22 protein-coding genes, 2 tRNA genes, 1 pseudogene and 1 riboswitch are annotated in these 24,777 nt (G+C 64.8%); of the genes and pseudogenes, 11 read left to right on the top strand and 14 right to left on the bottom strand.

Annotated features, from left to right (window positions below; translation table 11 throughout):
- Positions 1–53: 53 nt before the first annotated feature.
- On the bottom strand, positions 54–422 hold the full coding sequence (locus OO015_RS02050; RefSeq protein WP_265939293.1) for a hypothetical protein: 369 nt from the start codon (positions 420–422) through the stop codon (positions 54–56).
- Positions 423–596: 174 nt separating this feature from the next.
- Positions 597–755 (bottom strand): hypothetical protein, encoded by a 159-nt coding sequence (locus OO015_RS02055; RefSeq protein WP_265939295.1) that lies wholly within the window; start codon positions 753–755, stop codon positions 597–599.
- Positions 756–869: 114 nt separating this feature from the next.
- A riboswitch (TPP riboswitch) is annotated at positions 870–987 on the top strand.
- A gap of 109 nt (positions 988–1,096) precedes the next feature.
- On the opposite strand from OO015_RS02055, the gene OO015_RS02060 reads away from it, so the two are divergent.
- From OO015_RS02060 to OO015_RS02070, 3 genes are read left to right on the top strand one after another with little or no spacing between them, the layout of a single operon-like run.
- Complete coding sequence (locus OO015_RS02060) at positions 1,097–1,891, top strand: ABC transporter ATP-binding protein (RefSeq protein ID WP_265939297.1); 795 nt, start codon at positions 1,097–1,099, stop codon at positions 1,889–1,891.
- Positions 1,881–2,639: an ABC transporter permease gene (locus OO015_RS02065; RefSeq protein ID WP_265939299.1), complete on the top strand. Its 759-nt coding sequence runs from the start codon at positions 1,881–1,883 to the stop codon at positions 2,637–2,639. The genes OO015_RS02060 and OO015_RS02065 overlap by 11 nt, the downstream gene beginning before the upstream one ends.
- Before the next feature lie 19 nt (positions 2,640–2,658).
- Positions 2,659–3,720 carry an ABC transporter substrate-binding protein gene (locus OO015_RS02070; protein WP_265939300.1) on the top strand — a complete coding sequence of 354 codons (1,062 nt, stop codon included), beginning with the start codon at positions 2,659–2,661 and terminating at the stop codon, positions 3,718–3,720.
- Between the two features lie 136 nt (positions 3,721–3,856).
- Here OO015_RS02070 and nadA read toward each other — a convergent pair whose 3' ends face one another.
- Entirely contained in the window at positions 3,857–4,780 is a 924-nt protein-coding gene (nadA, locus tag OO015_RS02075) for a quinolinate synthase NadA (RefSeq protein WP_265939302.1), read from the bottom strand.
- Positions 4,781–4,798: 18 nt separating this feature from the next.
- Entirely contained in the window at positions 4,799–5,683 is an 885-nt protein-coding gene (gene nadC / locus OO015_RS02080; RefSeq protein WP_265939304.1) for a carboxylating nicotinate-nucleotide diphosphorylase, read from the bottom strand.
- A gap of 434 nt (positions 5,684–6,117) precedes the next feature.
- On the opposite strand from nadC, the gene OO015_RS02085 reads away from it, so the two are divergent.
- Complete coding sequence (locus tag OO015_RS02085) at positions 6,118–7,794, top strand: hypothetical protein (protein WP_265939306.1); 1,677 nt, start codon at positions 6,118–6,120, stop codon at positions 7,792–7,794.
- A gap of 427 nt (positions 7,795–8,221) precedes the next feature.
- Here OO015_RS02085 and OO015_RS02090 read toward each other — a convergent pair whose 3' ends face one another.
- Positions 8,222–8,479 (bottom strand): TOBE domain-containing protein, encoded by a 258-nt coding sequence (locus OO015_RS02090; protein ID WP_265941006.1) that lies wholly within the window; start codon positions 8,477–8,479, stop codon positions 8,222–8,224.
- A 399-nt stretch (positions 8,480–8,878) separates the two neighbouring features.
- On the opposite strand from OO015_RS02090, the gene OO015_RS02095 reads away from it, so the two are divergent.
- Positions 8,879–9,070 (top strand): hypothetical protein, encoded by a 192-nt coding sequence (locus tag OO015_RS02095; RefSeq protein ID WP_265939308.1) that lies wholly within the window; start codon positions 8,879–8,881, stop codon positions 9,068–9,070.
- Positions 9,071–9,415: 345 nt separating this feature from the next.
- On the opposite strand, the gene OO015_RS02100 is transcribed toward OO015_RS02095, so the two are convergent.
- From OO015_RS02100 to OO015_RS02140, 9 genes and pseudogenes are all read right to left on the bottom strand, one after another.
- Positions 9,416–9,487, bottom strand: a tRNA-Thr gene (locus tag OO015_RS02100).
- A gap of 3 nt (positions 9,488–9,490) precedes the next feature.
- Positions 9,491–9,566: transfer RNA gene (locus OO015_RS02105), tRNA-Thr, on the bottom strand.
- A gap of 569 nt (positions 9,567–10,135) precedes the next feature.
- Positions 10,136–11,122, bottom strand: a complete 987-nt coding sequence (locus OO015_RS02110; RefSeq protein WP_265939309.1) for a zinc-dependent alcohol dehydrogenase family protein — start codon at positions 11,120–11,122, stop codon at positions 10,136–10,138.
- A 2-nt stretch (positions 11,123–11,124) separates the two neighbouring features.
- Positions 11,125–11,946 (bottom strand): cyclase family protein, encoded by an 822-nt coding sequence (locus tag OO015_RS02115; protein WP_265939310.1) that lies wholly within the window; start codon positions 11,944–11,946, stop codon positions 11,125–11,127.
- A 47-nt stretch (positions 11,947–11,993) separates the two neighbouring features.
- Positions 11,994–12,788, bottom strand: a complete 795-nt coding sequence (locus OO015_RS02120; RefSeq protein WP_265939313.1) for a cyclase family protein — start codon at positions 12,786–12,788, stop codon at positions 11,994–11,996.
- A gap of 66 nt (positions 12,789–12,854) precedes the next feature.
- Complete coding sequence (locus OO015_RS02125; RefSeq protein ID WP_265939314.1) at positions 12,855–14,639, bottom strand: molybdopterin cofactor-binding domain-containing protein; 1,785 nt, start codon at positions 14,637–14,639, stop codon at positions 12,855–12,857.
- A 34-nt stretch (positions 14,640–14,673) separates the two neighbouring features.
- Positions 14,674–15,231, bottom strand: a pseudogene (locus OO015_RS02130) (xanthine dehydrogenase family protein molybdopterin-binding subunit); the annotation flags it as partial.
- A gap of 19 nt (positions 15,232–15,250) precedes the next feature.
- Entirely contained in the window at positions 15,251–15,745 is a 495-nt protein-coding gene (locus OO015_RS02135) for a (2Fe-2S)-binding protein (protein WP_265939316.1), read from the bottom strand.
- Positions 15,742–16,626 (bottom strand): FAD binding domain-containing protein, encoded by an 885-nt coding sequence (locus OO015_RS02140; protein ID WP_265939318.1) that lies wholly within the window; start codon positions 16,624–16,626, stop codon positions 15,742–15,744. Before OO015_RS02140 ends, OO015_RS02135 begins: the two co-directional genes overlap by 4 nt.
- Between OO015_RS02140 and OO015_RS02145 the strand changes: the two genes are divergently transcribed.
- The 6 genes from OO015_RS02145 (at position 16,625) to OO015_RS02170 (ending at position 24,777) form a co-directional block, all read left to right on the top strand.
- On the top strand, positions 16,625–17,590 hold the full coding sequence (locus OO015_RS02145) for a DUF2877 domain-containing protein (RefSeq protein WP_265939320.1): 966 nt from the start codon (positions 16,625–16,627) through the stop codon (positions 17,588–17,590). The two genes, OO015_RS02140 and OO015_RS02145, sit on opposite strands and share 2 nt — an antisense overlap.
- 393 nt (positions 17,591–17,983) lie before the next feature.
- Complete coding sequence (fdrA, locus tag OO015_RS02150) at positions 17,984–19,528, top strand: acyl-CoA synthetase FdrA (protein WP_265939322.1); 1,545 nt, start codon at positions 17,984–17,986, stop codon at positions 19,526–19,528.
- 20 nt (positions 19,529–19,548) lie between these two features.
- Positions 19,549–20,997 carry a DUF1116 domain-containing protein gene (locus tag OO015_RS02155; protein WP_265939324.1) on the top strand — a complete coding sequence of 483 codons (1,449 nt, stop codon included), beginning with the start codon at positions 19,549–19,551 and terminating at the stop codon, positions 20,995–20,997.
- Positions 20,997–21,938, top strand: a complete 942-nt coding sequence (gene arcC / locus OO015_RS02160; protein ID WP_265939326.1) for a carbamate kinase — start codon at positions 20,997–20,999, stop codon at positions 21,936–21,938. The genes OO015_RS02155 and arcC overlap by 1 nt, the downstream gene beginning before the upstream one ends.
- Before the next feature lie 130 nt (positions 21,939–22,068).
- On the top strand, positions 22,069–23,799 hold the full coding sequence (locus OO015_RS02165; RefSeq protein ID WP_265939328.1) for a hypothetical protein: 1,731 nt from the start codon (positions 22,069–22,071) through the stop codon (positions 23,797–23,799).
- 207 nt (positions 23,800–24,006) lie between these two features.
- A complete protein-coding gene (locus OO015_RS02170) occupies positions 24,007–24,777 on the top strand; it encodes a hypothetical protein (RefSeq protein WP_265939330.1) in 771 nt (256 codons plus the stop codon).

Genomic DNA, 24,777 nt, shown 5'->3' on the forward strand with positions numbered 1-24,777 from the left:
CGTCCCCGGTAACGGAGGCTCACCCGAGTCGGACGGGGAGGTGCTGGCGAGAATCAATTCGCCTGGCTCCGGACGAGCTGGTAGAGTAACGGGTCGCTACGGAAGATCTCGGTCAATGTCTCCAACCTCGCGATCTCCTCGCCGATATGGAGCTCACGGCCGAGAACGTCCATCACGAGGACTTCGACCGCGGTGAAGATCTCATTGGCCGTCGGTGAGACATCGGCCGGAAGAATGGCGACGATCCGCTCGAGCCGCGTCACCAGCCGATCGCGAAGGCGTGCGTGCTCTTCAGCTGGCACTGCGGTATCGAGCAGCACCTCGAGTTGATACAAGGCACAGATGACGGGCGTCAGCCGATCGAGCACGGCAAGCGCCGCTGGCGAAAGAACCGGTTCGAGCACGGCCCGGTAGGTCGACATCGGCGTCGCCTTCGCTCCTCGATGCGTGACCCGGCACGCGCACACGAACGAGATGGGCTAACCATACCACGAGCACCCATCCTCTAGGAGAAACGGGCTCCTCGCGGTTTCAGCAGTACGTAGCGCGCCGTGCCGCTCCCATTCCCATGTCGACCAGCGCACCATCGGCGGCCGTCAGTACGAGGCCAGCACGAAGCTCGCTGCGAGCACCCCGAGGCTCGTCAGGAGATCGTAGGCGAAGAAGAAGCCCCCAATAACCACCAGGACCCACTGCCAGACACTGACCCGATAGGGCAGCGGTCGGCGCTCGACCGCGTCCCAGTACGCGTTCAACGCCTGTTGCCCGTAGACAACGAAGCCGACGAGGCGGAAATACCCAGTGGCCTGTCTCCAACCGGAAAGACTTGACGAAGCTCCGCGATTTTGCTACCGTCCTGTCTCGCCAACCGAGACGGCCGCGGGAGCTCGGGGTTAACCGGGCTGAGAGGGTGGCTCGACACCCCGCCACCGACCGTGGAACCTGAACTGGGTAATGCCAGCGGAGGGAAGGCCGTGCACGAGAACCCCCCACACGACGAAAATTCGTCCCGCCAGTCGAGCGGTTCGTTCGTCCCATTCTCCTACGCTGTCGTCCGCCGGTCGCGATCGCGCACTCGTCGACCCGGGGGGTGGCCGTGAGCACGCTCCGACGGGTCGAAATCCGGAGCGTCACGAAAGTCTTCTACCGCGGACGCGCGCGCATCGAGGCACTCGGGCCGCTCGATCTCGTCGTCACCGATCGCGAGTTCTTGAGCATCGTCGGTCCCTCCGGTTGCGGCAAGAGTACGCTCCTCAACATCGTCGCTGGCCTGGAGGAACCATCGAGTGGCGAAGTCTGGCTCGACGGCGCACCAGCTCCGCACCGCCTCGGTCGGGTCGCCTACATGCATCAGCGCGACCTGCTTCTACCGTGGCGCCGCGTCCTCGATAACGTGATCTTGCCGCTCGAACTACGCGGTGTGCCCAAGCACGAGGCACGCCACCGCGCCCTGCCCTGGCTCGAACGCTTCGGCCTGGCCGAGTTCGCTGCGGCCTATCCAGCCCAGCTGTCCGGTGGGATGCGCCAGCGCGTCGCCTTCCTCCGAACGCTCATGGCCGAGCGACCCCTCCTCCTCCTCGACGAGCCGTTTGGTGCTCTCGACGCGCTCACCCGAGCGAGCCTCCAAGAATGGCTGCTCGCGCTCTGGGAGGAACTCGACCGCACGATCGTTCTGGTGACGCACGATGTCGAGGAAGCGATCCTCCTGAGCGACCGCGTCATCGTGCTGAGCGAACGCCCTGGACGCATCGTCGACGAAGTACCGGTCGCCCTGCCACGCCCGCGAACCTACGAGATCGTCACCGATCCACGCTTCGTTGCGCTCAAAGCGCGCGTGCTGGGTGCACTTCGGGCTCGATCGGCCCGGGAGGTCCGGACCGATGCACCGTGAACGTCTGCTGCCGGCACTCATCCTCGCCGTCGGTTTGGCGACGTGGGAATGGCTGGTCAGAGTCCTCGCGGTACCACGCTGGGTTCTGCCGCCCCCGAGCGCGATCGTGCTCGCACTCCTCCGCGACCAGCGTCTCCTGCTCCAGCATCTCGCGGTCACTCTGGAGGAAGTTGCGCTCGGACTCGTCCTCTCTGTCGTCCTCGCGATCCTGCTCGCTGTCGGGATCGTCAGCTCGCGGATCGTCGAGCGGTCGCTCTATCCGCTCGTCGTCGCGTCGCAGGCCGTCCCGATCGTCGCGCTCGCGCCGCTGCTCCTGATTTGGTTCGGATACGGACTGACACCGAAAGTCATCGTCGTCGTCCTCATCTGCTTCTTCCCGATCGCTGTCAATCTGGTCGACGGGTTACGCGGTGTCGATGGCGAACTGGTCGACCTCGTCCGCAGTCTCGGTGCCTCGCGCTGGCAGACATTGCGCATCGTCCGCATACCGGCAGCGCTTCCGGCCTTTTTCTCTGGCTTGCGCGTCGCTGCCGCTGTGAGCGTCATCGGTGCGCTCATCGGGGAATGGGTCGGTTCCGCTGCCGGGCTCGGCTACCTCATGATCCGCGCAGCCTCGCAGTTCCACACCGACCGGGTTTTCGCCGCGGTGCTCGTGAGCGCTGCGGTCAGCATCGCCCTCTTCTGGAGCGTCGGCGTGGTCGAGCGCATCGCCCTACCCTGGCGCACGACATCGCGAACGGAACGATAACAGGGAGAGGAGGAGACGCATGACGCGCAAAGTCACGCGCCGAACGTTTCTGATGGGTACGGCAGCGCTGCTCGCCAGTGCCTGCGCTGGGGAACGACCCACCGCAGGCGGATCGGCGCCACCCGCGACACCCACGACCGCCGCTGTCGCGGCTAGCCCGACCGAGGCACGCGAGTCGGTGAGTGTCGCGCTCGACTGGTATCCCTGGTCGAATCACACCGGTCTCCTCATGGCTCGTGAGAACGGGCACGTCCAGTCCGAAGGGCTCGACGTCACGCTGGAAGTGCCGGCCAATCCGGAGGACGTGCTCAAACTCGTCGCGACCGGTCGGAACACCTATGGCATCAGTTACCAGACCGACGTCCTTCTCGCTCGAGCCGAGGGAATCCCGGTCGTCTCGATCGCCGCACTCGTCCAGCACCCGCTGAACTCCGTCATGGCGCTCGAGCGCAGCGGAATCACCCGTCCGCGCGATCTCGCCGGGAAGAAGGTCGGCTATCCTGGCTTGCCGAGCGACGAGGCACTGCTTGCCACGATGCTGGAGGCCGATGGTGCACGACTGGAGGACGTGACACTGGTCAACGTGGGATTCGAGCTCGTTCGTGCGCTACTGAGCGGGCAGGTCGATGCCGTCATCGGTGCCTACTGGGTACACGAGTCGATCCTGATCGAGCAGCAAGGCGAAAAGCCGGTAATTCTGCGCGTCGAGCAGTGGGGCGTGCCGGACTTCTACGAACTCGTCATGGTCACCAGCGAACAGGAACTCCGCGAGCACGCGGACCGCGTCCAGCGATTCGTCCGCGGCATGATCCGCGGATACCAGGATGCCGCCCGTGACCTGGATGCTGCAGTGGCACTTTTGGTCCGGGAGTATCCCGAGACCAACGAAGAGCTGGAGAAGCGCGGCATCCGGCTGCTCGCACCGCTCTGGACCGAGGGCGTGCCGGTCTTCGGCTGGCAGGAAGAGCGGCGCTGGACCGAGTACGCCTCCTGGATGCGCCAGCGGGGGCTGCTGGCCAGCGACGTCGATGCGCGTGCCGCCTTCACCAACCGGTTCGTCGAATCGGCGCGTCAGCCATAGCCGGTACAGCCTCGCCTGGCTTCTGCCTCTGACGTGCTGGGAGGACCGCAGCGCTCTCCGGACGAGAGCCAGCCCGAATCAGCGGGCCGGCTCTCGTTGGAGCGTCGCATCACGGAACTCGTGGCGTCGCTCGCTTCTAGCCTAGTGCGAGCATCGCTTCGAGCGCCCGACGAGCCGGGACAGCGATCTCCTCGGGAACAGTGATGACATGCTTGAGATCGCGTAGCGACTCGTAGACCTTCTCGAGCGTCGTCCGCTTCATGTACTGGCAGACGGCGTCCTCGCGCACCGGAATGAACCGCTTGCCAGGAGCCTTCTTGTTGAGCCGGTGCAGGATGCCCACCTCGGTCGCCACGACGAACTCCTGCGCCGGCGACTGCGCGGCGTACCGCACCATCCCCTCGGTCGAGAGTAGCTTCGCGTCCGGTCGTAGGAAGATGCAGGTCGAACTGCACCCACACTCCGGATGGATGAGAAACTCCGCGTCCGGGTGTGCCGCCAGTTGCACCTCCAGGTCCTCGCTTCGGATACCCGCATGGACGTGGCATTCACCGAGCCAGACATCCAGTTTGCGGCCGGTGATCCGCTCCACGTGCGCACCGAGGAACATGTCCGGAACGAAGAAGATCGGCCGATCCGGAGGCAGGCTAGCTACCACCTCGACTGCGTTCGCGCTCGTGCAGCAGATATCCGCCAGTGCTTTCACCGCCGCACTGGTATTGACGTACGCCACGACGATCCCGTCCGGATGCTGCTCGCGCCAGGCACGGACGTCCTCTCGGGTGATCGTTTCCGCGAGCGAGCACCCCGCTTCGAGATCGGGCAGAAGGACCGTCTTCTCCGGGTTCAGGATCGCTGCCGTCTCCGCCATGAAGTGGACACCGCAGAAGACGATCACCTCGGCATCGGTCCTCGTCGCCTCGCGCGAAAGTCCGAGCGAGTCACCGACGAAGTCGGCGATATCCTGCACCTCTGGTCGCTGGTAACTGTGGGCCAGGATGACGGCACGTCGTTCCTCCTTGAGCCGGAGAATCTCCTGAACCAGTTCCTGCTGCTGCATCGCAGTGAACGACCCCCTTCAGTCCGAATCGATCGCCACGATTTCCAGTGCGATGTCCAGCGCACGCACGGAATGGGTGAGCGCACCGACCGAGATCGCGTCTACACCGGTCTCGGCGATCGCGCGGACGCGCTCGAGCGTCACCCCGCCGGAGGCTTCCAGCCGTGCGCGCCCGGCTACACGCCGGACCGCTTCACGCATCGTTTCCAGATCCATATTGTCCAGCAAGATCCAATCGGCTCCGGCTTCGAGCGCTTCTTCGAGCTCGTCGAGTGTCGTGACTTCGACCTCGATTGCCAGCGGATGGGGAGCCCGCTCGCGCGCCCGCCGGACCGCGTCGCCGACGCTGCCGACCGCTCGGATATGGTTGTCCTTGATCAAGACGCCATCGAATAGCCCGAAACGATGGTTCCGCCCGCCGCCGACGCGTACCGCGTATTTCTCCAGCGCCCGCAACCCCGGTGTCGTCTTGCGCGTATCCAGAATCACCGCACCGGTGCCCTCGATCGCTTCGACGAATCGGCGCGTCGTCGTCGCGATGCCGGAAAGCCGCTGCAGCAGGTTGAGCGCCAGACGCTCGCCCGTGAGGATGCTCGCCAGTCGGCCGGCGATCCGCGCCACCACCGTTCCAGCGGCGACCGATGCGCCTTCCCGAACCAGCGCCGTGCAGTCGAGCTCGTCATCGACCTCGTGGAAGACCAGCTCGACGAGCGGCAGTCCGCACAGGACACCCGCCTCGCGCGCGACGATTTCAGCCTGACCGCGGACATCCGGGGAAACGATTGCCTGGGTGGTCACGTCACCGGTTCCGACATCTTCGAGCAGCCATGACCGCACCCACTCCCGGAGGACGGTCCTCGGAACTCCGAGTGCTGTGAGCGTCGTGCGCTGCTGGACAGCCATCTTCTGTGTCTTCCGTTTCACGTTGACCCGACACTGCGCTGCTTTATGGTTTTCCTTCCAGGATAGATCACAGATCCGTCGGTAAACCAGTCGGCGCGTCCGAGCGCTCGGACGTGTCCGAAGAGGTCCCTGAGCCGCTCGAACGGCGAGGAGCTATGGGAGTCGATTCCCTGCGAGGTGTTCTCGATGAGGGCTTGCCAGGCAGCCTGCTGCTCGCGCCCCGGTCCGCCCCGCACCACCGCTCTTGGAAGTTCCCAGCTGTCGGAAACTGAGAGAAGATGAAGACAAACAACCGCGCACTCTATCCGTGTACCACGGCAGCTGGTCGGGGACAACGGCCGGTAGCACGCACTGATTCAGCCGACTCCCTCTTGACAACAGGCGCAACCGGGTATTACTTAATATGCACACATCGACTGAGGGGGTAAGGATCTGTGGCGCACGCTGGGCGGATGCTGCTTCTACTCGCAATGCTACTTGGTCTGGTTGGGGCGGTTCCCTCGCTACCTTTCACCAGCGCCCGTGCGCAGACCGAAGGGCCGTGCCGCTACTTTCCGGAAACCGGCCACTGGCTCTGTCATGGCTTCCGCGACTACTGGGAGCGGTTCGGCGGGTTGGCAATCTTCGGCTACCCGCTCAGCGAAGAGTTCGTCGATCCGACAACTGGTCTCGTGACGCAGTGGTTCGAGCGGGCTCGCTTCGAGTGGCATCCGGGCGTCTGGCCGGAGCGCTACGATGTGCTCCTGAGCCTGATCGGGCGGGAAGTGACGCGCGGACGCGAGCACGAGCCGCCGTTCCAGCCGGCACAGCCGATTGGGAGCTGCACGTACTTTCCCGAGACCCAGCACAACCTGTGCGGGCGCTTCCGCGAGTACTGGGAGCAGTTCGGCGGGTTGCCGATCTTCGGGTATCCGATCAGCGAGGAATTCGTGGAGGTGAACCCCGACAGTGGGCAGCTGGTGCTCGTGCAGTACTTCGAGCGTCACCGGTTCGAGTACCAGCCGGGCGTCTGGCCGGAGCGGCTGGATGTTCTGCTCGGACGTCTCGGCGCGCAGGCTTTGCATCTCCTGCCGTCCGGCTCTCCGGGGCCAGAACCGTCATCAACGCCCACACCGACGCCGACACCGGTAACCCCGACACCCACGCCAACACCGACACCTAAACCCACACCCCTGCCGACACCCTCCCCGACACCCACGCCGAGGCCCACACCAACACAGACTCACCCTTATACGCCGACGCCAACTTCAACACCCACGCCCGCACCGACACCTGGTGTGACACCGACACCAGTCACCCTGACACCCACACCAACGCCCACACCCGCCCCCGGGTCCGATTTCTGCGGGTATCCGACACTCGTGCAGGTCACCGATAGCCTCGGGCATACCAACCCGAACTCCTGGGGCAAGGGAACCGGTGGGGATTGGCCTGGCGGGCTCGACAACGCGCCGACCGTCCATGTCGGAGATACCCTCACCTTTACCGCAACAGCCCAGAGCCCTTGCAATCGCCCCTTGCTGTACCGCTTCTGGGTTGAATCAAGGCTGCTCCGTGACTGGAGTAGCGACAACCAAGCTATCTGGACTGTAACTGCAGCAGATGTCGGGCAATGGATCACGGTCATCGTCGAAGTCAAGGATGATGATAGCTATTTCCGGTTCGGAAGGAGCGATGACTACACCTACATGACCTACAACGTCGAACCCGCCCCCGGGTCCGATTTCTGCGGGTATCCGACACTCGTGCAGGTCACCGATAGCCTCGGGCATACCAACCCGAACTCCTGGGGCAAGGGAACCGGTGGGGATTGGCCTGGCGGGCTCGACAACGCGCCGACCGTCCATGTCGGAGATACCCTCACCTTTACCGCAACAGCCCAGAGCCCTTGCAATCGCCCCTTGCTGTACCGCTTCTGGGTTGAATCAAGGCTGCTCCGTGACTGGAGTAGCGACAACCAAGCTATCTGGACTGTAACTGCAGCAGATGTCGGGCAATGGATCACGGTCATCGTCGAGGTCAAGGATGATGATAGCTATTTCCGGTTCGGAAGGAGCGATGACTACACCTACATGACCTACAACGTCGAACCCGCCCCCGACTCTGGCTGAGAGGGCCGATAACCGACGTTGAGGCAGGAAAATCAAGGAGTCAGCTAGCCCTGGAAAGTGTTTCAGTTGCTCTTACCTGGTCCGCGCAGAAGGGCTCCTGGAAGTTGGGAACGTGCCCTAGCTCTGGGCCACACAGGGCAACTTCTCCTCCTGCCCAACACCAGAAATGAGACAGTTGGCTTCGACGCCGCACAGCCGCGACTCGGTGCCTATCCCGCTGTCCAGATCGCGCCGAGCCGGTGACAGTGTCAACCCTACAGCTGCACCCGCTGCGGGACGCCCGACTCGTGGTCGCGCGAACGTGCGGGCCTTCCTCCGACCCCAGGCAGGCCCACAGCAGGTCCAGACGACACCAGCCACGAACGCAGGATCGGCTGTCACCGAACCGACACGGACATGCACCGCCCGGAACTCGTCAGCCCGCAGCTCACTCGACTGCGACCATGACCTCGGTCGCTTTGATGATGGCCACGACCGGTGTGCCGGGAGCCAGCCCCAGTTGCTCGGCCGACTCGCGGGTAATGACGGAGACGAGCTCTTGCCCATTGCCGAGGTCGATAACGACCTCGCTGACGACTGCTCCGTGTTTCACGGACTTCACTGTGCCCCGCAACTGGTTGCGGGCGCTGATACGCTTAAGCCCTTCCTTCCGCGCCCATGACCTCTGACGAGAGTTCCAAAACAGTCTACCACGTTCCCGTCGGGTCCATTGGCAAATTCGTGCACACCCGAGCAACCCCGGGGCGATCTTTTTCGGTCTTTCCCGATCCGAGTGCGTCAAACGATACGAACCATACAGTATCACTTCGGCCCGTGAAGGAGGCGTCGTGGGGTTCACGGTACGGCTCGTCACAGGACGTGCGTGAGTCGCGCATGCCCCTTTACGGTTGACGAGACACCGGATCCTGGCCAAATCGAACGCACTCGGCCTCATTGTGACCAAGCCCGAGCTGGTCGACCGACTGACGAAGATGGGGTGCGCTGTCCGATGTACTGGCGGCCGACACTGGTAGCGGCACAGAAGCGCTGCTGACGTGATCCCGCTGATCCCGCGCACTACAAGTGGGAGACGGTCGAGAAGCTGATGCCGGAAGCGCTGGCGTTCCGGCAGTGGGTCGGCGACGTGGAACGCCGCAAGCTGACCACCAGCTACATCCGCAACGCCAAGCGCACGGAAGCTCGCCTGCGCTGGCTCGACCGGATGAAGGCCGGGCGTCTCACTCGGCTCGGACCATTCGCCACCGACCTCCAGTGGACGAGCGGAGTCCCCTTCTGAAAGCAGGTACAGGCTGGTAGGTCACGGACTCACCGGCCTGTGTCGTCCGGACAGCTCGACGGCCGCCGACGAGTGTGCTGTGATAACCGTGTGAGACGGTACGTACCTTGAGAACGCGATACCTGGCCACTGCAGTGGCCAGCGGCCGGGTCAGTGGCCGAGCGAGTGGCGGCTCGCTGGACCGGCGTCGAGTATAGTCCGCTGGCGCTCGACCAGCGGGCTCTCCGCGTCTCCGGCTGACCACACCTTGACCACACGGTGACCACACGCCGGTCAGCGCGAAGGCGGCCGAGTATCGCGCCCGGCCGCCTCGTGGGTTCTGCGTCGTCTCGCGCTTTTTCGGGGAGCCGGTGGTCGGATTCGAACCGACGACCTGCTGTTTACGAAACAGCTGCTCTACCGCTGAGCTACACCGGCCTCTGGAGCCCACGCCGGGACTCGAACCCGGGACCTCAATCTTACCAAGATTGTGCTCTGCCTCCTGAGCTACGTGGGCCCACAGCCAACGCCTTCAGCAGTATACCCGAGTTCGCCGTTTCGTGCAACGCTCTCTGCTCCACACTACGCAGCACCGGTCCTCCTCGTCGTGCACCACCGGACAAGCTCCGGTCCTCTCGGGACACTTCGCATGGTTGCGCGAGAGCGCTCGTATCATCGCTCGATTTCCGTGAAGGAACGCCGCGACGCTCCACCATCGCCTCCGCCATCATCTCTTCTGGACAACCGAGACCAGAACGAGCAGACAAGACGACACGCTTTGCGTCCCGTTCGGGGCAGCTTTCGTGACGGTCGTCTTCCGTCAGACTCCCACCGCTCGCGCCAACCGTGCCGTCATCCTCCGGCGTGACGAGGGGACGCCTGCACCGATCGGTTGATCGCTGCCGCCCCGTTGCACAGCCTCCGGATTTACTTCCTAAGACTGCCCGTCGGTCGGCTGGTATCGGTCGTGTCCCACCTGTACCCACCGACTCTCGGCTGGACCGTCGCAGCACGCGCTGGAGCAGCGAAACTGGTGCCGGATGCGACTTGCACACGAGGCATGCGGTACCGCCGGATGAGGAGTCTTTAAGCGATCTGCAGCACCGCAGCGCCGCGCACGCGCCCAGCCCGTACATCATCGAGCGCGCGGTTCGCGTCTTCGAGGCGATACACCTGCACCTCGGTGCGCACAGGCACCTGCGGAGCGAGGGACAAGAACTCCTCACCGTCTCGGCGCGTGAGGTTGGCGACCGAGCGAATCACTCGCTCCTCCCAGAGCAGTCCATAGGGAAACGAGGGGATGTCGCTCATATGGATCCCCGCGCACACGACTGAGCCACCTTTTTCGAGCGCCCGCAGCGCCTGGGGTACCAGCGCGCCGACCGGTGCGAAGATGAGCGCCGCCTCGAGCGGTTCCGGCGGGAGCTCGTCCGATCCTCCCGCCCAGACGGCGCCGAGGCGGCGGGCGAACGCTTGCCCCTCCGTATCGCCAGGACGCGTGAAGGCATAGACCTGGCGCCCTTGCCAGACCGCGACCTGGGTGAGAATGTGGGCCGCTGCACCGAACCCATAGAACCCGATCCGCTGCGCTGGGCCAGCGAAACGCAATGCCCGGTACCCGATCAGTCCAGCGCACAGGAGCGGTGCTGCCTGAACATCCGGATAGCCTTCGGGAATTGGGAAACAGTACCGCTCGTCGGCCACGGCGTACTCGGCGTAGCCACCATCGAGCGTGTAACCGGTGAAGCGGGCGCGATCACACAGGTTCTCGCGCCCGCTCCGACAGTACCTACAATTACCACAGGTCCAGCCGAGCCACGGTACACCGACACGCTGCCCGGGGGCGAATCGTGTGGCACCGGCGCCGGCGCGGACGACCTCACCGACGATCTGGTGCCCGAGCACCAGCGGCAACTTCGGATCGGGAAGCTCACCGTCCACAATGTGGAGATCGGTCCGACAGACACCGCAGGCACGCACGCGTAAGAGAACCTGCCCGGCCCCTGGCTCCGGAACCGGAAGGTCACGCAGCACCAGCGGCTGCCTTGGTCGCTCGAGCACCATCGCGCGCATCGCTACAGCTCGTCCTCGGGGACGAAAGCGACGAACCGGCAGAACGCCGCCTCCCCTCCTTTGAAGCGCCAGGGGAAGCAACCGACCATGACACGCCGATCGAGGATCCTGTCGATCTCCCCACCAGCATTCTCGATATGAATGACCCCGTGCGGAAAGAGCGCGAAGTGCATCACCTGATAGTCTGCGTCGGGCAGAAGCTCGCTGATCGGCTTCCCGTGCTTGGCCTCGAACTCCGGCACGAGATCCGCCCGGATTTTCCGGATCACGGTGTTGAACGGATGGTCAGCGGAAGCACAGTCGACCGCGAGCCAGGCGATCTTCCGCTCCAGCACCCAGTCAGCGAACGCCCGCGTCGGTCCAGGATGCTTGATGAAGTACCGCGTCTCGTCCGGTTGCCGCAATGCCGGATCGGTCGCCCAGTCGCTCGGGTAGTAGTGGTGATAGCCGGTATGGATCACCAGGATGTCTCCGGGCTGGATCCGGATGCCGGTATCCCGTTCCCACTGCTCGAAGTGTTCGGGGCCGTAAATGTCGTAGTCGCCGATGCCATAGCGAGTGAGGTCAACGATACAGGCCCAGCCGACCAGCTTGTCGAGCGGGATCGAGGCGATATCGTCTCCACCAGTGATGAAGTGCAGCGGTGCATCCAAGTGCGTTCCGACATGAAGCGTGGACGAGATCCACTGGCCGCCTGCCCGCTCGAAGGCGACGCGCTTGATCCACTTGACCGTCGGACCCTCGTAGAGCGCGAAACCGGGCGTATGGATGTCCCAGTCCTGGGAAAGATCCAGCACCCGGCACCGCGCCAGATCGACTACCATCGAGCGACTCCTTCGTACTCACTCGCAACCGTAGGAAACAGCCTCTCTCAGGCTTCTTCGACGAAGGCGACGACCCGGCAGAACGCCGCCTCGCCCCCTTTGAACAGCCATGGGAAGACACCCAGCGTCAAGCGCCGGTTGTGCAGCTCCTTCCGCCCGATCTCCCCACCGAGGTTTTCGACATGGATACAGTCATGCGGGAACAGCGCGTTGTGCGTCAGCTGGTAATGCTCCTCCGGAAACAGCTCGGCCAGCTTGTCACCGAACTTGCGCTCGCAGATCGTTCGAACCTTCTTCCACTGCTCGAGTCCGCCGCGCCCCAGGAACCGACCGATCGGCAGGTTCATCGGGTGGTCGGTGGAGACCATATCGACACCCCAGATCTTGATCTTCTTGGCGATGAGCCAGTCCACGATCGACGGATGCGGACCAGGGTGCCGGAGAAGGTACTTTTCCTCGTCCGGTTCCTCACCGAACTGCGCATAGCGGTGCCAGCCGGTGTGGATGAAAAGGATATCGCCTTCGCGGACTTCGACCCGCTGCTCGATCATCTCGGGCGTGAAGATGTCGAGCTCGTCGAGCATGTCCGACAGGTCGACGATAACTCCCGGCCCGTACAGCCAGTCGAGCGGAATCTGGTCGATCGTCTTCCCACCGGTGATGAAGTGACGCGGTGCATCGAGGTGCGTGCCCATGTGATTCGAGGTCATGATGTATTGCGCGTTGACCCCATGCTCCGCCTTGCGCTTGATGTACTTGACCTCGAACGGTGGATAGAACGGCCAGAATGAGACTTCCTGGTTGAGCGGTTGTGAGAGATCGTACAACTTGACTTTACCCATCGCGCCTTCCCCTTCCCTCCGCACTGATCCCATACTGCTCTCCAGCTCGTTTCGTGCGTTGGCGCATCAGCCCTCCGCAGGATGCGTCAGACGCCAGATCGTATCCGGATCGAGCGGCATTCGCGTGATCCGCACCCCGAAGGGTTGCAAGGCATCCTCGACTGCCGCGGCGAACACGGCCGGCATGGGGATCGCTCCGGCCTCCCCGACTCCTTTGACACCGATCGGATTGAGCGGTGAGGGCGTCTCCTGATGTGCGACCTCGATGCGCGGTATTTCCATCGCTGTCGGCATCAAGAAGTCCATGAAGCTCGCGTTCAACAATTGCCCGTTCTCGTCGTAATGGAGCTTCTCGTAGAAGGCTCCGCCGATTCCCTGGGCGATCCCACCGTGCACCTGTCCCTCGACGACCAGCGGGTTGATCAGCTTGCCGCAGTCGTGCACGACCCAGAGCTTGCGGAAGACGACTTGACCGGTGTCGATATCCACTTCGACCAGCGCCCCCACTGCACCGCTCGCCCACGTCGCATGTGGGGGAGAGTAGTACTCCGTCGCCTCCAGCGCCGGCTGGCGTCCGGGCGGGAGTGCTGGCCCTGTCCAGGGACGCGGTCGGACCACGAGATCGCCGGAGTAGGCGTACCGCAACGGGTTCGCCAACTGCGCCACCTGTGCCCAGGTGAAACCGCGTTCCGGTGCGCCGCGGACGAATACCCGGCCGTCCTCGACGACCAAGTCCTCCGGCGCGACCTCGAGCTCTTCGGCCACCAGCGCGAGGCCCTGCTCGCGCACCTTACGAGCGGCCAAGGCAACGGCGCTCCCGCACACCACCGCGCTCCGGCTCGCATAGGTCCCCGAGCCGAACTGGAAATGCTCCGTATCGCCCTCGTAGACCTGCACGGACTCGAGCGGGACCTGCAGCTCCTCCGCCACGATCTGAGCCAGGATCGTCTTGTGCGCCTGCCCCTGCTGCGGCATCCCAGTGGCCACGTACACCTGTCCGGTCGGCTCGATCCGAACCGTCGCCCCCTCGTACGGCCCGATACCGGTACCCTCGACGTAGCAGGCGATGCCGACCCCGACGTATCGCCCCTCCGCCCGCAGACGCGGGAGTTCCTCCTGGATCAGGCGCTGGTAGTCCATGCGCTCGAGCAGCAGGTCGAGCATACCGGGATAGTTACCGCTGTCGTAACGGGTCGGCGCCCCGTCCTGGAAGATCAGTCCCACATCGTAGGGAAACTCGTCCGGCTGGATGAAGTTGCGGCGTCGGACTTCCGCGCGGTCGAGCCCGAGCTCATCCGCTACGCGATCCAGCAGCCGTTCCATGACGAAGCAGGCATGGGGACGGCCAGCACCACGGTAGGGGCTGACCGGGACGGTATTGGAATAGACAGCGCGAAACTCGACGTGGTAGTTGGGAACTTTGTACGGTCCGGGCAATTGGCACGCCGTGATGATCGGCACGATGATGCCATAGGGCGTGTAGGCACCGGCATCGTGGAGGAAGCGGTCGCGGATCCCGAGGATGCGTCCCTCGGCATCGACGGCGATCTCGGCTTCGTGGATTTGTAGTCGCTCGTGGTTGGTCCCCACGAAGTGCTCGAGGCGATCTTCCGCCCATTTCACCGGCCGGCCGAGAATCATGGCGGCATAGGGAATCAGCACTTCTTCCGGATAGACCATGATCTTGCAGCCGAACCCACCACCGACGTCCGGCGCGATGACTCGAACCTGTGTCGGCGCGAGACCGAACAGTGCTGCCAGCGCATTCCGGATCACGATAGGGGCCTGCGTGGTATCCCAGACCTCGAGGACCGCTTCTTCGCCCGGATTCCATGTCGGCCAGAACCGCACGTGTCTCGATCGGCATACCGGCGCTGCGCTCGATCACGAGGCGTTCGCGAAAGACGTGTGCCGCCTCGGCGAACGCCCGTTCCGGATCCCCGACGATTCCCACGTAGTGTGCCGCGACGTTCGTCCCCAGCTCTTCGTGCACCAGCGGTGCTCCAGGCTGTACTGCACGCTCGATATCGACGACCGGCGGCAGCTCCTCCCACTCCACGACGATCGCCTCCAGGGCGTCTTCCGCAGCATACCGGCTCTCGGCGATCACCATTGCCACCGGCTCGCCGACATGGTTGACCTCGTCCCTGGCCAGTGCATAGCGCGTATACGGGTGCGTGAGGTCCGGATGCGGAATGAGCAACGGCATCCGGCGCTGGCAGGGTCCGATGTCCTGGTAGGTCCAGACGGCGACGACACCCGGCGTCGCCCGCGCCGCTGTCACGTCAATCGAGCGGATCCGCGCATGCGCGAGTGGGCTCCGCAGGAACGCGACGTGCAGTTGCCCTGGCAGGTCGATGTCGTCGACGTAGCGACCGTGCCCCGTCAGCAAGCGCGGATCCTCAGCCCGCTTGACCGGTTCACCGAAGAAACGGGTCGGCATGGTTCGCCTCCAACCCTCGTCAGCTCGATCGCAACAGCTGTGCCGCGTACCGTGCCGCTTCGACGATGTTCTGATACCCGGTGCAGCGACAGAGATTGCCGGAGATCGCCTCGCGGATCTCTTCCTCTGTCGGATCGGGGTGCTCCGCGAGAAACGCTTTCAGGACCATCAACATACCGGGCGTGCAATAGCCGCACTGGAGCCCATGCTTTTCCCAGAAGGCGCGCTGCAGGGGATGCAGTTCGCCGTCGCGCGGTGCCAGTCCCTCGACTGTCTCGATCGCGTGCCCGTCGACCTGCACCGCGAACAGTAGACAGCTCCGCACCGGCTCACCGTCGAGGAGCACGGTGCAGGCACCGCACACCCCGTGCTCGCAGCCGACGTGCGTGCCGGTCAGGCCGAGCTCGTGGCGCAAGAAATCGGACAGGAGCAGGCGCGCTTCGACATCGCGCTCGTAGACGGCCCCATTCACAGTGACCCGGATCGTCCGGCGTTCCGTACCCACCGCACTCATCGGTTCATCCCTTCCAGCGCTCGCTGTGCCGCCAATGCCAGTGCCCGCTCGGCGAGGACGCCAGCGACGAAGCGTCGATACGCTGCCGAGGCGTGGATATCGCTGGTCGGATCCAGTTCTTCTCGGACAGCAGCCGCTGCGGCACGCCAGGTCTCGGGAGCCAGCGGCTGCCCGCGCAAAGCCGCCTCAGCCGAGCGCGCACGCACCGGTGTCCCGCTCACCCCGATAAAACTCAGTCGCGCATCCTCGATCGTCCGTCCATCGTCCGACAGCGTCACCACTGCGCCGATTCCGACCAAGGCATAGTCACCGTGTCGGCGCGCGACTTCCAGCCAGGCGGTCCCGCTCCGGGTCGGAAGGACCGGAAAACGGACGGCGGTCACGAGTTCGTCCGCTGCGGCAACGGTCGTCAAGAGATCGACGAAGAACTCGCCCGCTGGTACCACCCGCTGGCCGTTTCGACTCCGCAGCTCGACCGCACCGTCGAGCGCCACCAGCACCCCTGGGAGCTCAGCCGCTGGGTCAGCATGCGCGATACTCCCTCCGACCGTGCCCCGCGTGCGGATCGGAAGATGGCCGACGTAGCGGATCGCTTCTGCCAGCAACGGCTGGTACTGTGCTACCGACGGCGACCGTTCCACGGCTCGGTGCCGCGTCATCGCCTTGACGCGCAGGAAACCGTTCTCGAGCTCGATCCCGTCCAGTTCGGCTATCCTGTTGAGATCGACGAGGACGCTCGGTCGGGCCAGGCGCATGTTCAGCATGGGAACGAGACTCTGGCCACCGGCCAGTGGCTTCGCCTCGTCGCCGAGGTCAGCAAGAAGGGCGAGTGCTTCCTCGAGGCTCTCCGGTGCTGTGTAGCGAAAGCGCGGTGGCTTCATGGACGATCCCCTCACTCCTGCTCGTCCGACACGTTATTCTCCAGCGACTCCCCGTGCGCGCCCCTCGCCTCCTGAGTCCAGCGGGAGTACCGGCACCGCACTGCGACGTCCCTCTCTCCGTCTGGTCGCGAGCCCGGTCGTGCCGCTCGTCTTCGGACCTCCGCGCGAGCTGCGGGCCGTCGCGGCCTACCCGCGCGCAGTCTACCTGACCGACGGCTCGCGGTGGGTCTCGCTGGTCACACCAGGCGCCTTGCTCCCACCCGACGGCCTCCACTTGGAGGCCCAGGACGACCTGTCGGTACGCGTACCACCGGGTGCGATCGTGCGGATCGGCCGCGGCCGGCTCGAACTCCCCAGCGGCTCGGCACTCGTGGCGACTCCAGCGACGCGCCTGTGGCTCCCGGTAGTCCGTCCCGGCAATCGTCCAAGGCGATGCTCGATGCAGCTCGCGGCTGCGTTGCTGTGCGACCTGCCGCCGCAGCCCCCAGTCGCCGATCCCTTCGCCCTGCGCGTTACGCCCCGGCTCCACACACTGTACGGTGCGGTGCTGCGCAGCCTGTCGCAGGAACGGATGGACGAGGCGATCCAGCATGTCGTGACACTGGCCGGTCTCGGCCCCGGACTCACGCCGCTCGGCGACGACGTACTCGCTGGCATGCTCCTCGCACTCTCGCTGCTTGCACCTTACTTGCCGGAAAACTGGCTCAGCTACCGGTACGATCTGGCGGTCGCGGCTGCCGCTCGAACCACCGGCCGCAGCGCGAGTTGGCTCCAGCTGGCTGGGAACGGCGCGTTCGCTCGTCCCTTCCTGGTCTTCGGCCGCGCGCTCCAGCGGTGCGACCGGCGTCACGCTCCAGCGCTCCTCAGGCACGTCCTCGCTACCGGTTCCACCTCCGGCTGGGGCGTCGCCTACGGTCTGCTGACGACCTACCGCGAACTCGGCTCCCTGGTTGGTCTCGAATAACGCGAGGTTCGCCTTCGATCGCATGCAGAACCCGTCTCGATCGCTGTCGGGTGAGCGAAACACCGCACCCACTCGCTGCTCGTGCCCAGTCGGTTGAGAAAAGCAACGATCCATGCCATCGACTCCTTGCCGATGGCGCGAACGAGACCGCTGTTCGTTGGCCGAAAAAGCCGAGAGGAGCTCGTCGCGGAGCTCCTCTTGCCCTCGGGCGACGCGAGCAGTATAGTCTGGGCGAGTCGAGCGTGTCAACGAGCCGGGTCTCGTCTTCTCGCCGATCGTGTTAGGAGGGTAGTCCCGGGAACGCGGCTCACCAGAGAGATCAGCAGTCGAGTGGCCAGCCTGGAAACTGCTCCAGGTTGGCCTGGCTACTTTTTTTGGAGCGAGGAGGGAGCGATGATCGTTCGCCTGCACGTCGAGCCGAATGCGTATTTCGACTCCGTCGCGCTCATGGCGGTGGCAGCTGCGGCCAATCGCCGCGCTGGCGTCGACCTGGCTGCGCTGGTGATGGGTACGAGCGCGAACCTGGAACTCTTGCGTGATTCGGGTATTTGGGACGCGCGACTCGAGCAGGTGGGACCGAACGACCTCGTGATTGCTGTTCGCGCAGAGGATGAAGAGACAGCGCTCGCCGCGATCCAGTTCGCGCTGGAGGAACTGTGGCGAGCGACGCCGGTCCGGCAGGTCGCGGACACGACCATCGTCCCTCGCACTCTCCGCGGCGCGCTCCGTCTCGCCCCACAGGCGCAGGTCGTGGCTGTCTCGGTTCCTGGTCCGTATGCACCGATCGAAGCCGAGGAAGCACTCCGGGCCGGCCGTCACGTCTTTCTCTTCAGCGACAACGTTCCGATCGACGAAGAGGTGCGGCTGAAGCGGTTAGCCTCCGAACTCGGGTTACTGCTCATGGGACCCGACTGCGGCACTGCCTCCATCGCGGGACTCGGTCTCGGCTTCATGAATGCGGTCCGCCGTGGGCCGATCGGCATCGTCGCGGCGGCTGGCACCGGGCTACAACAAGTGGCTTCGCTCATCGATTGGTTCGGTTCGGGAATCAGCCATGGGATCGGTACCGGCGGACGCGACCTCGACGAGCGCGTCGGCGGCCTGACGATGGCAGCCGGACTCGCAGCGCTCGCCAGCGATCCGTCGACCGAGGTGATCGTCCTCATCTCCAAGCCTCCTGCCCCGGCTGTGGGCCAGCGCATCCTCGATCAGGCAGCTCACTGCGGAAAACCGGTCGTCGCTTGCTTCGTCGGCGGGACTGCGGAGGAGCGTACCGACGTGCAGGTGACCCGCGACCTGACGGAAGCAGCACGACTCGCCGTCCACCTCGCGACCGGCCAACCGGTCGACACCTTGGACGTACCGGGCATGGCGGAGGCACGCACTCGTCTGGCCACTGAACGGTTGCACCTGGCACCGGAACAGCGCTTCCTGCGCGGCCTCTACAGCGGCGGCACGCTCTGCGACGAGGCGATGACCATCCTGATGCCGAAGATCGGTGCCATCCATTCCAACGTTCCGTTGCGACCGGAATGGCGGCTCGCCGATCCCCACTGGAGCACAGGCCACACTTTCGTCGACCTCGGCTCGGACGAGTTCACGGTCGGTCGCCCGCATCCGATGATCGACCAGACGATCCGGATCGAGCGTCTGTTGCGCGAGGCCGACGATCCGACTGTCGCTGGGATCGTCCTCGACGTCGTCCTCGGTTACGGCGCCGCCGCCGATCCCGCCGCTGAACTCGCGCCGGTTATCGCTGAGGCACGGGCCCGAGCCCAAGCGACCGGACGTGCCCTACCGGTCATCGTCGCACTGATCGGCACGCGCTCCGACCCGCAAGGCTTCGATCGGCAACGCGAACGACTGGAAGCCGTGGGGGCCATCGTCGTCCCCAGTAATGCCGCCGCTGCAGAACTCGCCGCCCAGTTGGCGCGGTGAAACGGGAGGAGGAGTGAACGATGAGCGAGCAGATCCGCGCGTTGTTGCAGGACAAACCGAATGTGATCAACGTCGGGCTCGAACTGTTCGCGCAAGCGGTCCGCCAACAGGGCGGCGCTGTCCAATCGGTGGACTGGAAGCCACCGTTGGTCGAGCCAGCCCGGGGCGCACTTCCGCTCTTCAACGATCCATTAATCGCTGCGGCGAACCAGGACGCAGTGACCCGGATGATGCGCGCCCAGCCGGTGGTCGTCGGTGTCGCCCGGGCCCGCGACGTCATCCCCGGTATGACCGAGCGCACGTTCCTCCACGCCGGACCGCCGATCGACTGGCAGCACGCTTCCGGCCCCTTACGTGGAGCGCTGATCGGTGGCATGCTGTTCGAAGGTTTCGCCACCACGCCGGAAGAGGCGATCCGCAAACTCGAATCCGGCTACATCGAACTCGCTCCCAACCACGAGCACAGTGCGGTCGGTCCGATGGCCGGTGTGATCACGCCGTCCATGCCGGTGTACATCGCGGTCAATGCCAGCGGTGAGAACCGCGCCTACACCAACTTCAACGAAGGCATCGGTAAGGTGATGCGGATGGGAGCCTACGCGCCCGAAGTCATCGACCGGTTGCGCTGGATCAGTACAGTGCTGGCGCCGCTGGTGGGCCGAGCGCTCGAGCGGAGTGGCGGCATCGACTTGCGGAACATCATCGCCCAGGCACTGCAGATGGGCGACGAGTGTCACAATCGCAACAAGGCCGCGACATCGCTCTTCTATCGCGAGATCGCACCCTACCTGGTCGAATGCGATGCGCCGACTTCCGACATCGCCGCGGTGCTGCGCTTTATCAACGCCAACGACCACTTCTTCGTCAACCTGGCGATGGTCGCTGCGAAGGTGATGGCTGATGCCGCACACGATGTGCCGGGTAGCACGCTGGTGACCACGCTGTCACGGAACGGGACGGAGTTCGGTATTCGGGTCTCCGGCCTCGGGAATCGCTGGTTCACTGGCCCGGCCAACGTGCCGCGCGGTCTCTACTTCGCCGGTTTCGGACCGGACGACGCCAACCCTGACATCGGCGACAGCGCCATAACCGAGACAGCTGGCTTCGGTGGTTTCGCGCTGGCCGGTGCCCCCGCCATCGTCCAGTTCATCGGCGGCACTCCGGTCGATGCAGTTCGTGCGACGCTCGAGATGTACGAGATCACGGTCGCCGAGCACGAGATTTTCCGCATCCCAGCGCTGGATTTCCGTGGCACCCCCGTCGGCATCGACCTCCGTGCTGTCATCCGCAGTGGCGTTCTCCCCGTCATCGATACCGGGATCGCGCACCGCGAACCGGGCATCGGGCAGGTCGGAGCCGGAATCGTTCGCCCTCCGGAGCGTTGTTTCGTCGAGGCGTATCGGGCCGTCGAACGAGCGTACCTCACCGGAACCTTTCGGAACGCCGAAGCCACCGAAAGGAGCAGGTGATGAAGCGCCTCGTCGTCGCGCTCGGTGGAAACGCCATCATTCAGGCGGGACAGCGCGGTACCGCGGAGGAGCAGCAAGCGAATGTCGATCTCACCTGCCGTCAGCTCGCCGAACTGGTCGCAGCTGGTTACGAACTGATCATCACTCACGGGAACGGCCCGCAGGTGGGCAACTTGCTCGTCAAGAACGAGCTCGCCCGCGAAGTCGTCCCGCCCGTCCCTCTCCACTGGTGCGTCGCCCAAACGCAAGCGACGATCGGCTTCATGATCCAGCAGGCACTCGGGGCTGAACTGCAGCAGCGCGGTATCGAGCGCGTCGTGGCGACGCTGGTCACCCGTACCGAGGTGAGTCCGGACGACCCCGCCTGGCGTGAGCCGACCAAGCCGATCGGACTCTACTACCCGGAAGAACGCGCTCGCGCGATCATGGCTGCGACCGGTCAGGTCTGGAAGCCTCAGGGATCGCGCGGCTGGCGGCGCGTCGTGCCGTCACCCGACCCGATCGCCATCGTCGATCGGCCAGCGATCGAGCTGCTCCTGGGGGCAGGGGCGATCGTCGTGGCCTGCGGCGGTGGCGGAATACCGGTCGTCCGTCGCACTGACGGGCGTTACGAGGGCGTCGAGGCAGTCATCGACAAGGATCTGGCCGCTGCGCTCCTCGCACACGAACTCGGCGCGGACGCACTCGTTATTCTCACGGACGTTCCCTCCGTCATGCTCTACTACGGAACTCCGGAGGCGCGTCCGCTCGAGAAGGTGACGGTCGAGGAGCTACGCCGCTATCAGGCCGATGGGCACTTCGCCTCCGGCAGTATGGGCCCGAAAGTCGAAGCAGCGATCCGCTTCGTCAGCAGGAAGCCGGGCCGGCGCGCGGTCATCGCGGCTCTCGACCACGCGCGCGAGGCGGTCGAGGGGAGAAGCGGGACACAAGTCATCGGTTGACCCGGTACCAGCGAGAAAGAACCGGGTACAGAACGGCCAGAATGCGATCGTCCGGCACTACTGGTTCTTCTGCACTCTTGTGCCCCATCATCGGACGGTCGATGCTCCTCGGTAGCGAGGAGGGCGGCCGTTGCGGAACACGAACACGTCGATTCTCCGGCCGATTCCGAGAGCGCCAGGCGCGTACCGAACCACCCGTGACGGTACGCGCCGTCGCGGTACCTGGAGCGGCGTGGCCGCTTTCCTCCGATACACCACGGCGTTGCTTCTGCTCGGCGGTGTGCTCCTCGTCCTCGCGCTCAGCTGGCGTGGCCAGTCAGAAGCCATCACCAGCCCGGTGTTGCTCGGTCGGTATGACGAGGCGAGGCTTCACGCGCTCGCGACGGACGGACTGAGCGTCGCTTTCGTCCGGTCTTCGGGAGAGACCGAAACGCTGACCGTGCGTCCCATCGACCAACCGGACGAGCGCATCCTGGCGGTCACGCCCGGCCACATCGCTGTCGTCGCCGTCTCTGGTGACGTCGTGGCCTGGCAAGAACACGACTGCGAAAGCTGTCCTGGCCGCCTTCAGGTTCGCCGCTGGACGGACGGTCAGGACATCACGCGTGCCAGCACGAACGACGAGCGGTTGCCAGTGCTGTGGCAGCGTTGGCTCGCCTGGGTATCTCGGAACGGGCATGACCGCGTGTACGCTGCCGATCTCTCGAGCCCACAGCGGACGGTCGTCGTGGCAGCAGTGGGGAGTGACGACGTCACGATTCGTTCTATCCAGTTGAACGACGGCCGACTCTCTTGGCTCGAAGTCTCGACCGGAGACACCTGGCGCATTCGGACACAGCCGGTTGCCTCACCGGGCGAGACGGCGACGCTCCTGGAAGGGGACGGTGCACCGCCTGCGTTTCTCGTTGCCGGCGACACGATCGTGACCATCACTGACGCGATGACGGTTCGGAACCGTGACCGGGTACTGCAACTCGGTAGCCCACCGAGGCCTGCTCTGGTCGCCAGCGATGGCCAGTACCTGTTCTGGCTAGATTCGTCACCTCCGGGTCAGACCGCGCCGGCGATCGTCGCCTTCGATACCGAGAGCAGGAGTCGCTTCATCGCTGTACCAGAGGCAGGAGACATCGAGGCGCTCGCTGCTGGCGGTGGTTGGCTGATCTGGTCGGAACGTACGAAGGCGGGCAGCGTCCTCTGGGGTGCACCACTCGTCGACCTCCTGCCGACTGCACCTCGTTCCGCGCCGGAAGGGGAAAATCCGCACTGGCGCTACTTTCCCGAAACAGGCCACTATCTTGCCAATGGTTTCCGCCGTTTCTGGGAGCACTACGGTGGAGTCGAACTCTTCGGCTATCCGATTTCCGAAGAGTTCGACGAACTGGATCCTGAAACCGGGCAGTTCCGGACGGTCCAGTATTTCGAGCGTGCCCGCTTCGTCTGGGCCCCCGCCGACGCTGCTTCTCTCGATGGCGTCGTGCTCGACCGCCTCGGTGTCGAGCTCGCCGAGCAGCTCGGCCTGACCCAGACTCGTGCGTTCCGTGTACCGAACACCGCCACATTCTCGCCGGGCGCCTGCCGTCGATTCGAGGAGACAGGTCATACGCTATGTGGGGGGTTCTTGGCTGCCTGGCAGCGCAGCGGAGAGTTCCTCGCACCTGGCAAAACCCTCTCCAGCGAGGAAGCAGCTGTTCGCTTCACCGGACTTCCCATCAGCGAACCGATCGCCTTGCCCGACGGGTCGATAGCCCAGTACTTCGAACGAGCTCGCCTCGAGTATCGAAGCGGACGCGATGGAGGCGGGTTCGTCGAGCGCGGTCGCATCGGTGCCGAGATCTTGCGCGAGCGCGGCTGGCTACCCTAGATCAGCACTCGGCGTGCCGACGCCCCACTGGATCGTCTGGCCCAGACAATGCTGGGCTCCACTCGATCAGCCCCGAGCCGTTCGCCTACTGAATACCGCATACGCTGCTCACCTGGCTACACTTCGCTCCGTGCGCCCCCACGTGACAGCGACGTGCACACTCGGTATGCTCGACACTGTCGAGTACCGGCGGGGGAGGGAACCGAGATGGTGTTCCAAGATCCGTATTTCCACGCGTTCCGTCGCAAACTCGCCGCCACGCCATACGAGGAGGCCCGACGGCGCCTCACGACGCAACTCCAAGCGGCTGCACGCACGATAGCGCGGCCGCCGCACCTCTCAGCGGACGAGATCGAGCAGCGTGAGCGCTGGCTCTATCGCGAGGGACTCGATCTCTACCTCCCTATCTTGCGCACGGTCTACCGAGCCATCGCGCGCGAGGTCGCCGCCGGGCTCGTCGAGCCGGAGGACCTCGATGCTGAAGAGCTCGCCTTCGCTACCTATCAGCGTGCACTCGACGAGATCCGGCGCCTGCCGCACCTCCCGCGTGACCGTTTCGCCTGGCTGCGCCACTTGGCACGGGACACCGTGCACCGTGTCGCACTGGAGCGACACAGCCAGCGCCACCGTCCATCCGAGACGCGCACGCCCCCGGCTCCGCAAGAGCATCGGCCACCCAGCCAGCCGGTCCTGGCACGACTCGAAGCAGTGTTCGGGGATCCCGATCTCCCGCTCCCGGACGATCTGCTGCAGGACGAGGCAGCACGGCGAATACTCGATTCCTTGCTCGAGCGACTTCCCGACCAGTGGCGCGAACTCTACTTGCTCTCGGTGCTCGATCGCTGGGACGACGAACGGATCGCTGCCGTGACCGGACTCCTCCCGGACGAAGTCCGGGCCATCGTTCGGGCGACCGCTCGCTTTCTCCATGCGTGGCTGCACGAGCTGGCCAGCGAGCAGGCGCCGAGAGAGGGGTGA

Origin of the sequence: Thermomicrobium sp. 4228-Ro (assembly GCF_026241205.1) — a bacterium.
Classification (GTDB): domain Bacteria; phylum Chloroflexota; class Chloroflexia; order Thermomicrobiales; family Thermomicrobiaceae; genus Thermomicrobium.

Coding starts and splice junctions, on each gene's coding strand:
- OO015_RS02050 (WP_265939293.1), bottom strand. CDS start 422: ATGTCGACCTACCGGGCCGTGCTCGAACCGGTTCTTTCGCCAGCGGCG.
- OO015_RS02065 (WP_265939299.1), top strand. CDS start 1,881: ATGCACCGTGAACGTCTGCTGCCGGCACTCATCCTCGCCGTCGGTTTG.
- OO015_RS02070 (WP_265939300.1), top strand. CDS start 2,659: ATGACGCGCAAAGTCACGCGCCGAACGTTTCTGATGGGTACGGCAGCG.
- nadA (WP_265939302.1), bottom strand. CDS start 4,780: ATGCAGCAGCAGGAACTGGTTCAGGAGATTCTCCGGCTCAAGGAGGAA.
- nadC (WP_265939304.1), bottom strand. CDS start 5,683: ATGGCTGTCCAGCAGCGCACGACGCTCACAGCACTCGGAGTTCCGAGG.
- OO015_RS02095 (WP_265939308.1), top strand. CDS start 8,879: ATGCCGGAAGCGCTGGCGTTCCGGCAGTGGGTCGGCGACGTGGAACGC.
- OO015_RS02110 (WP_265939309.1), bottom strand. CDS start 11,122: ATGCGCGCGATGGTGCTCGAGCGACCAAGGCAGCCGCTGGTGCTGCGT.
- OO015_RS02115 (WP_265939310.1), bottom strand. CDS start 11,946: ATGGTAGTCGATCTGGCGCGGTGCCGGGTGCTGGATCTTTCCCAGGAC.
- OO015_RS02120 (WP_265939313.1), bottom strand. CDS start 12,788: ATGGGTAAAGTCAAGTTGTACGATCTCTCACAACCGCTCAACCAGGAA.
- OO015_RS02135 (WP_265939316.1), bottom strand. CDS start 15,745: ATGAGTGCGGTGGGTACGGAACGCCGGACGATCCGGGTCACTGTGAAT.
- OO015_RS02145 (WP_265939320.1), top strand. CDS start 16,625: ATGGACGATCCCCTCACTCCTGCTCGTCCGACACGTTATTCTCCAGCG.
- OO015_RS02140 (WP_265939318.1), bottom strand. CDS start 16,626: ATGAAGCCACCGCGCTTTCGCTACACAGCACCGGAGAGCCTCGAGGAA.
- fdrA (WP_265939322.1), top strand. CDS start 17,984: ATGATCGTTCGCCTGCACGTCGAGCCGAATGCGTATTTCGACTCCGTC.
- OO015_RS02155 (WP_265939324.1), top strand. CDS start 19,549: ATGAGCGAGCAGATCCGCGCGTTGTTGCAGGACAAACCGAATGTGATC.
- arcC (WP_265939326.1), top strand. CDS start 20,997: ATGAAGCGCCTCGTCGTCGCGCTCGGTGGAAACGCCATCATTCAGGCG.
- OO015_RS02170 (WP_265939330.1), top strand. CDS start 24,007: ATGGTGTTCCAAGATCCGTATTTCCACGCGTTCCGTCGCAAACTCGCC.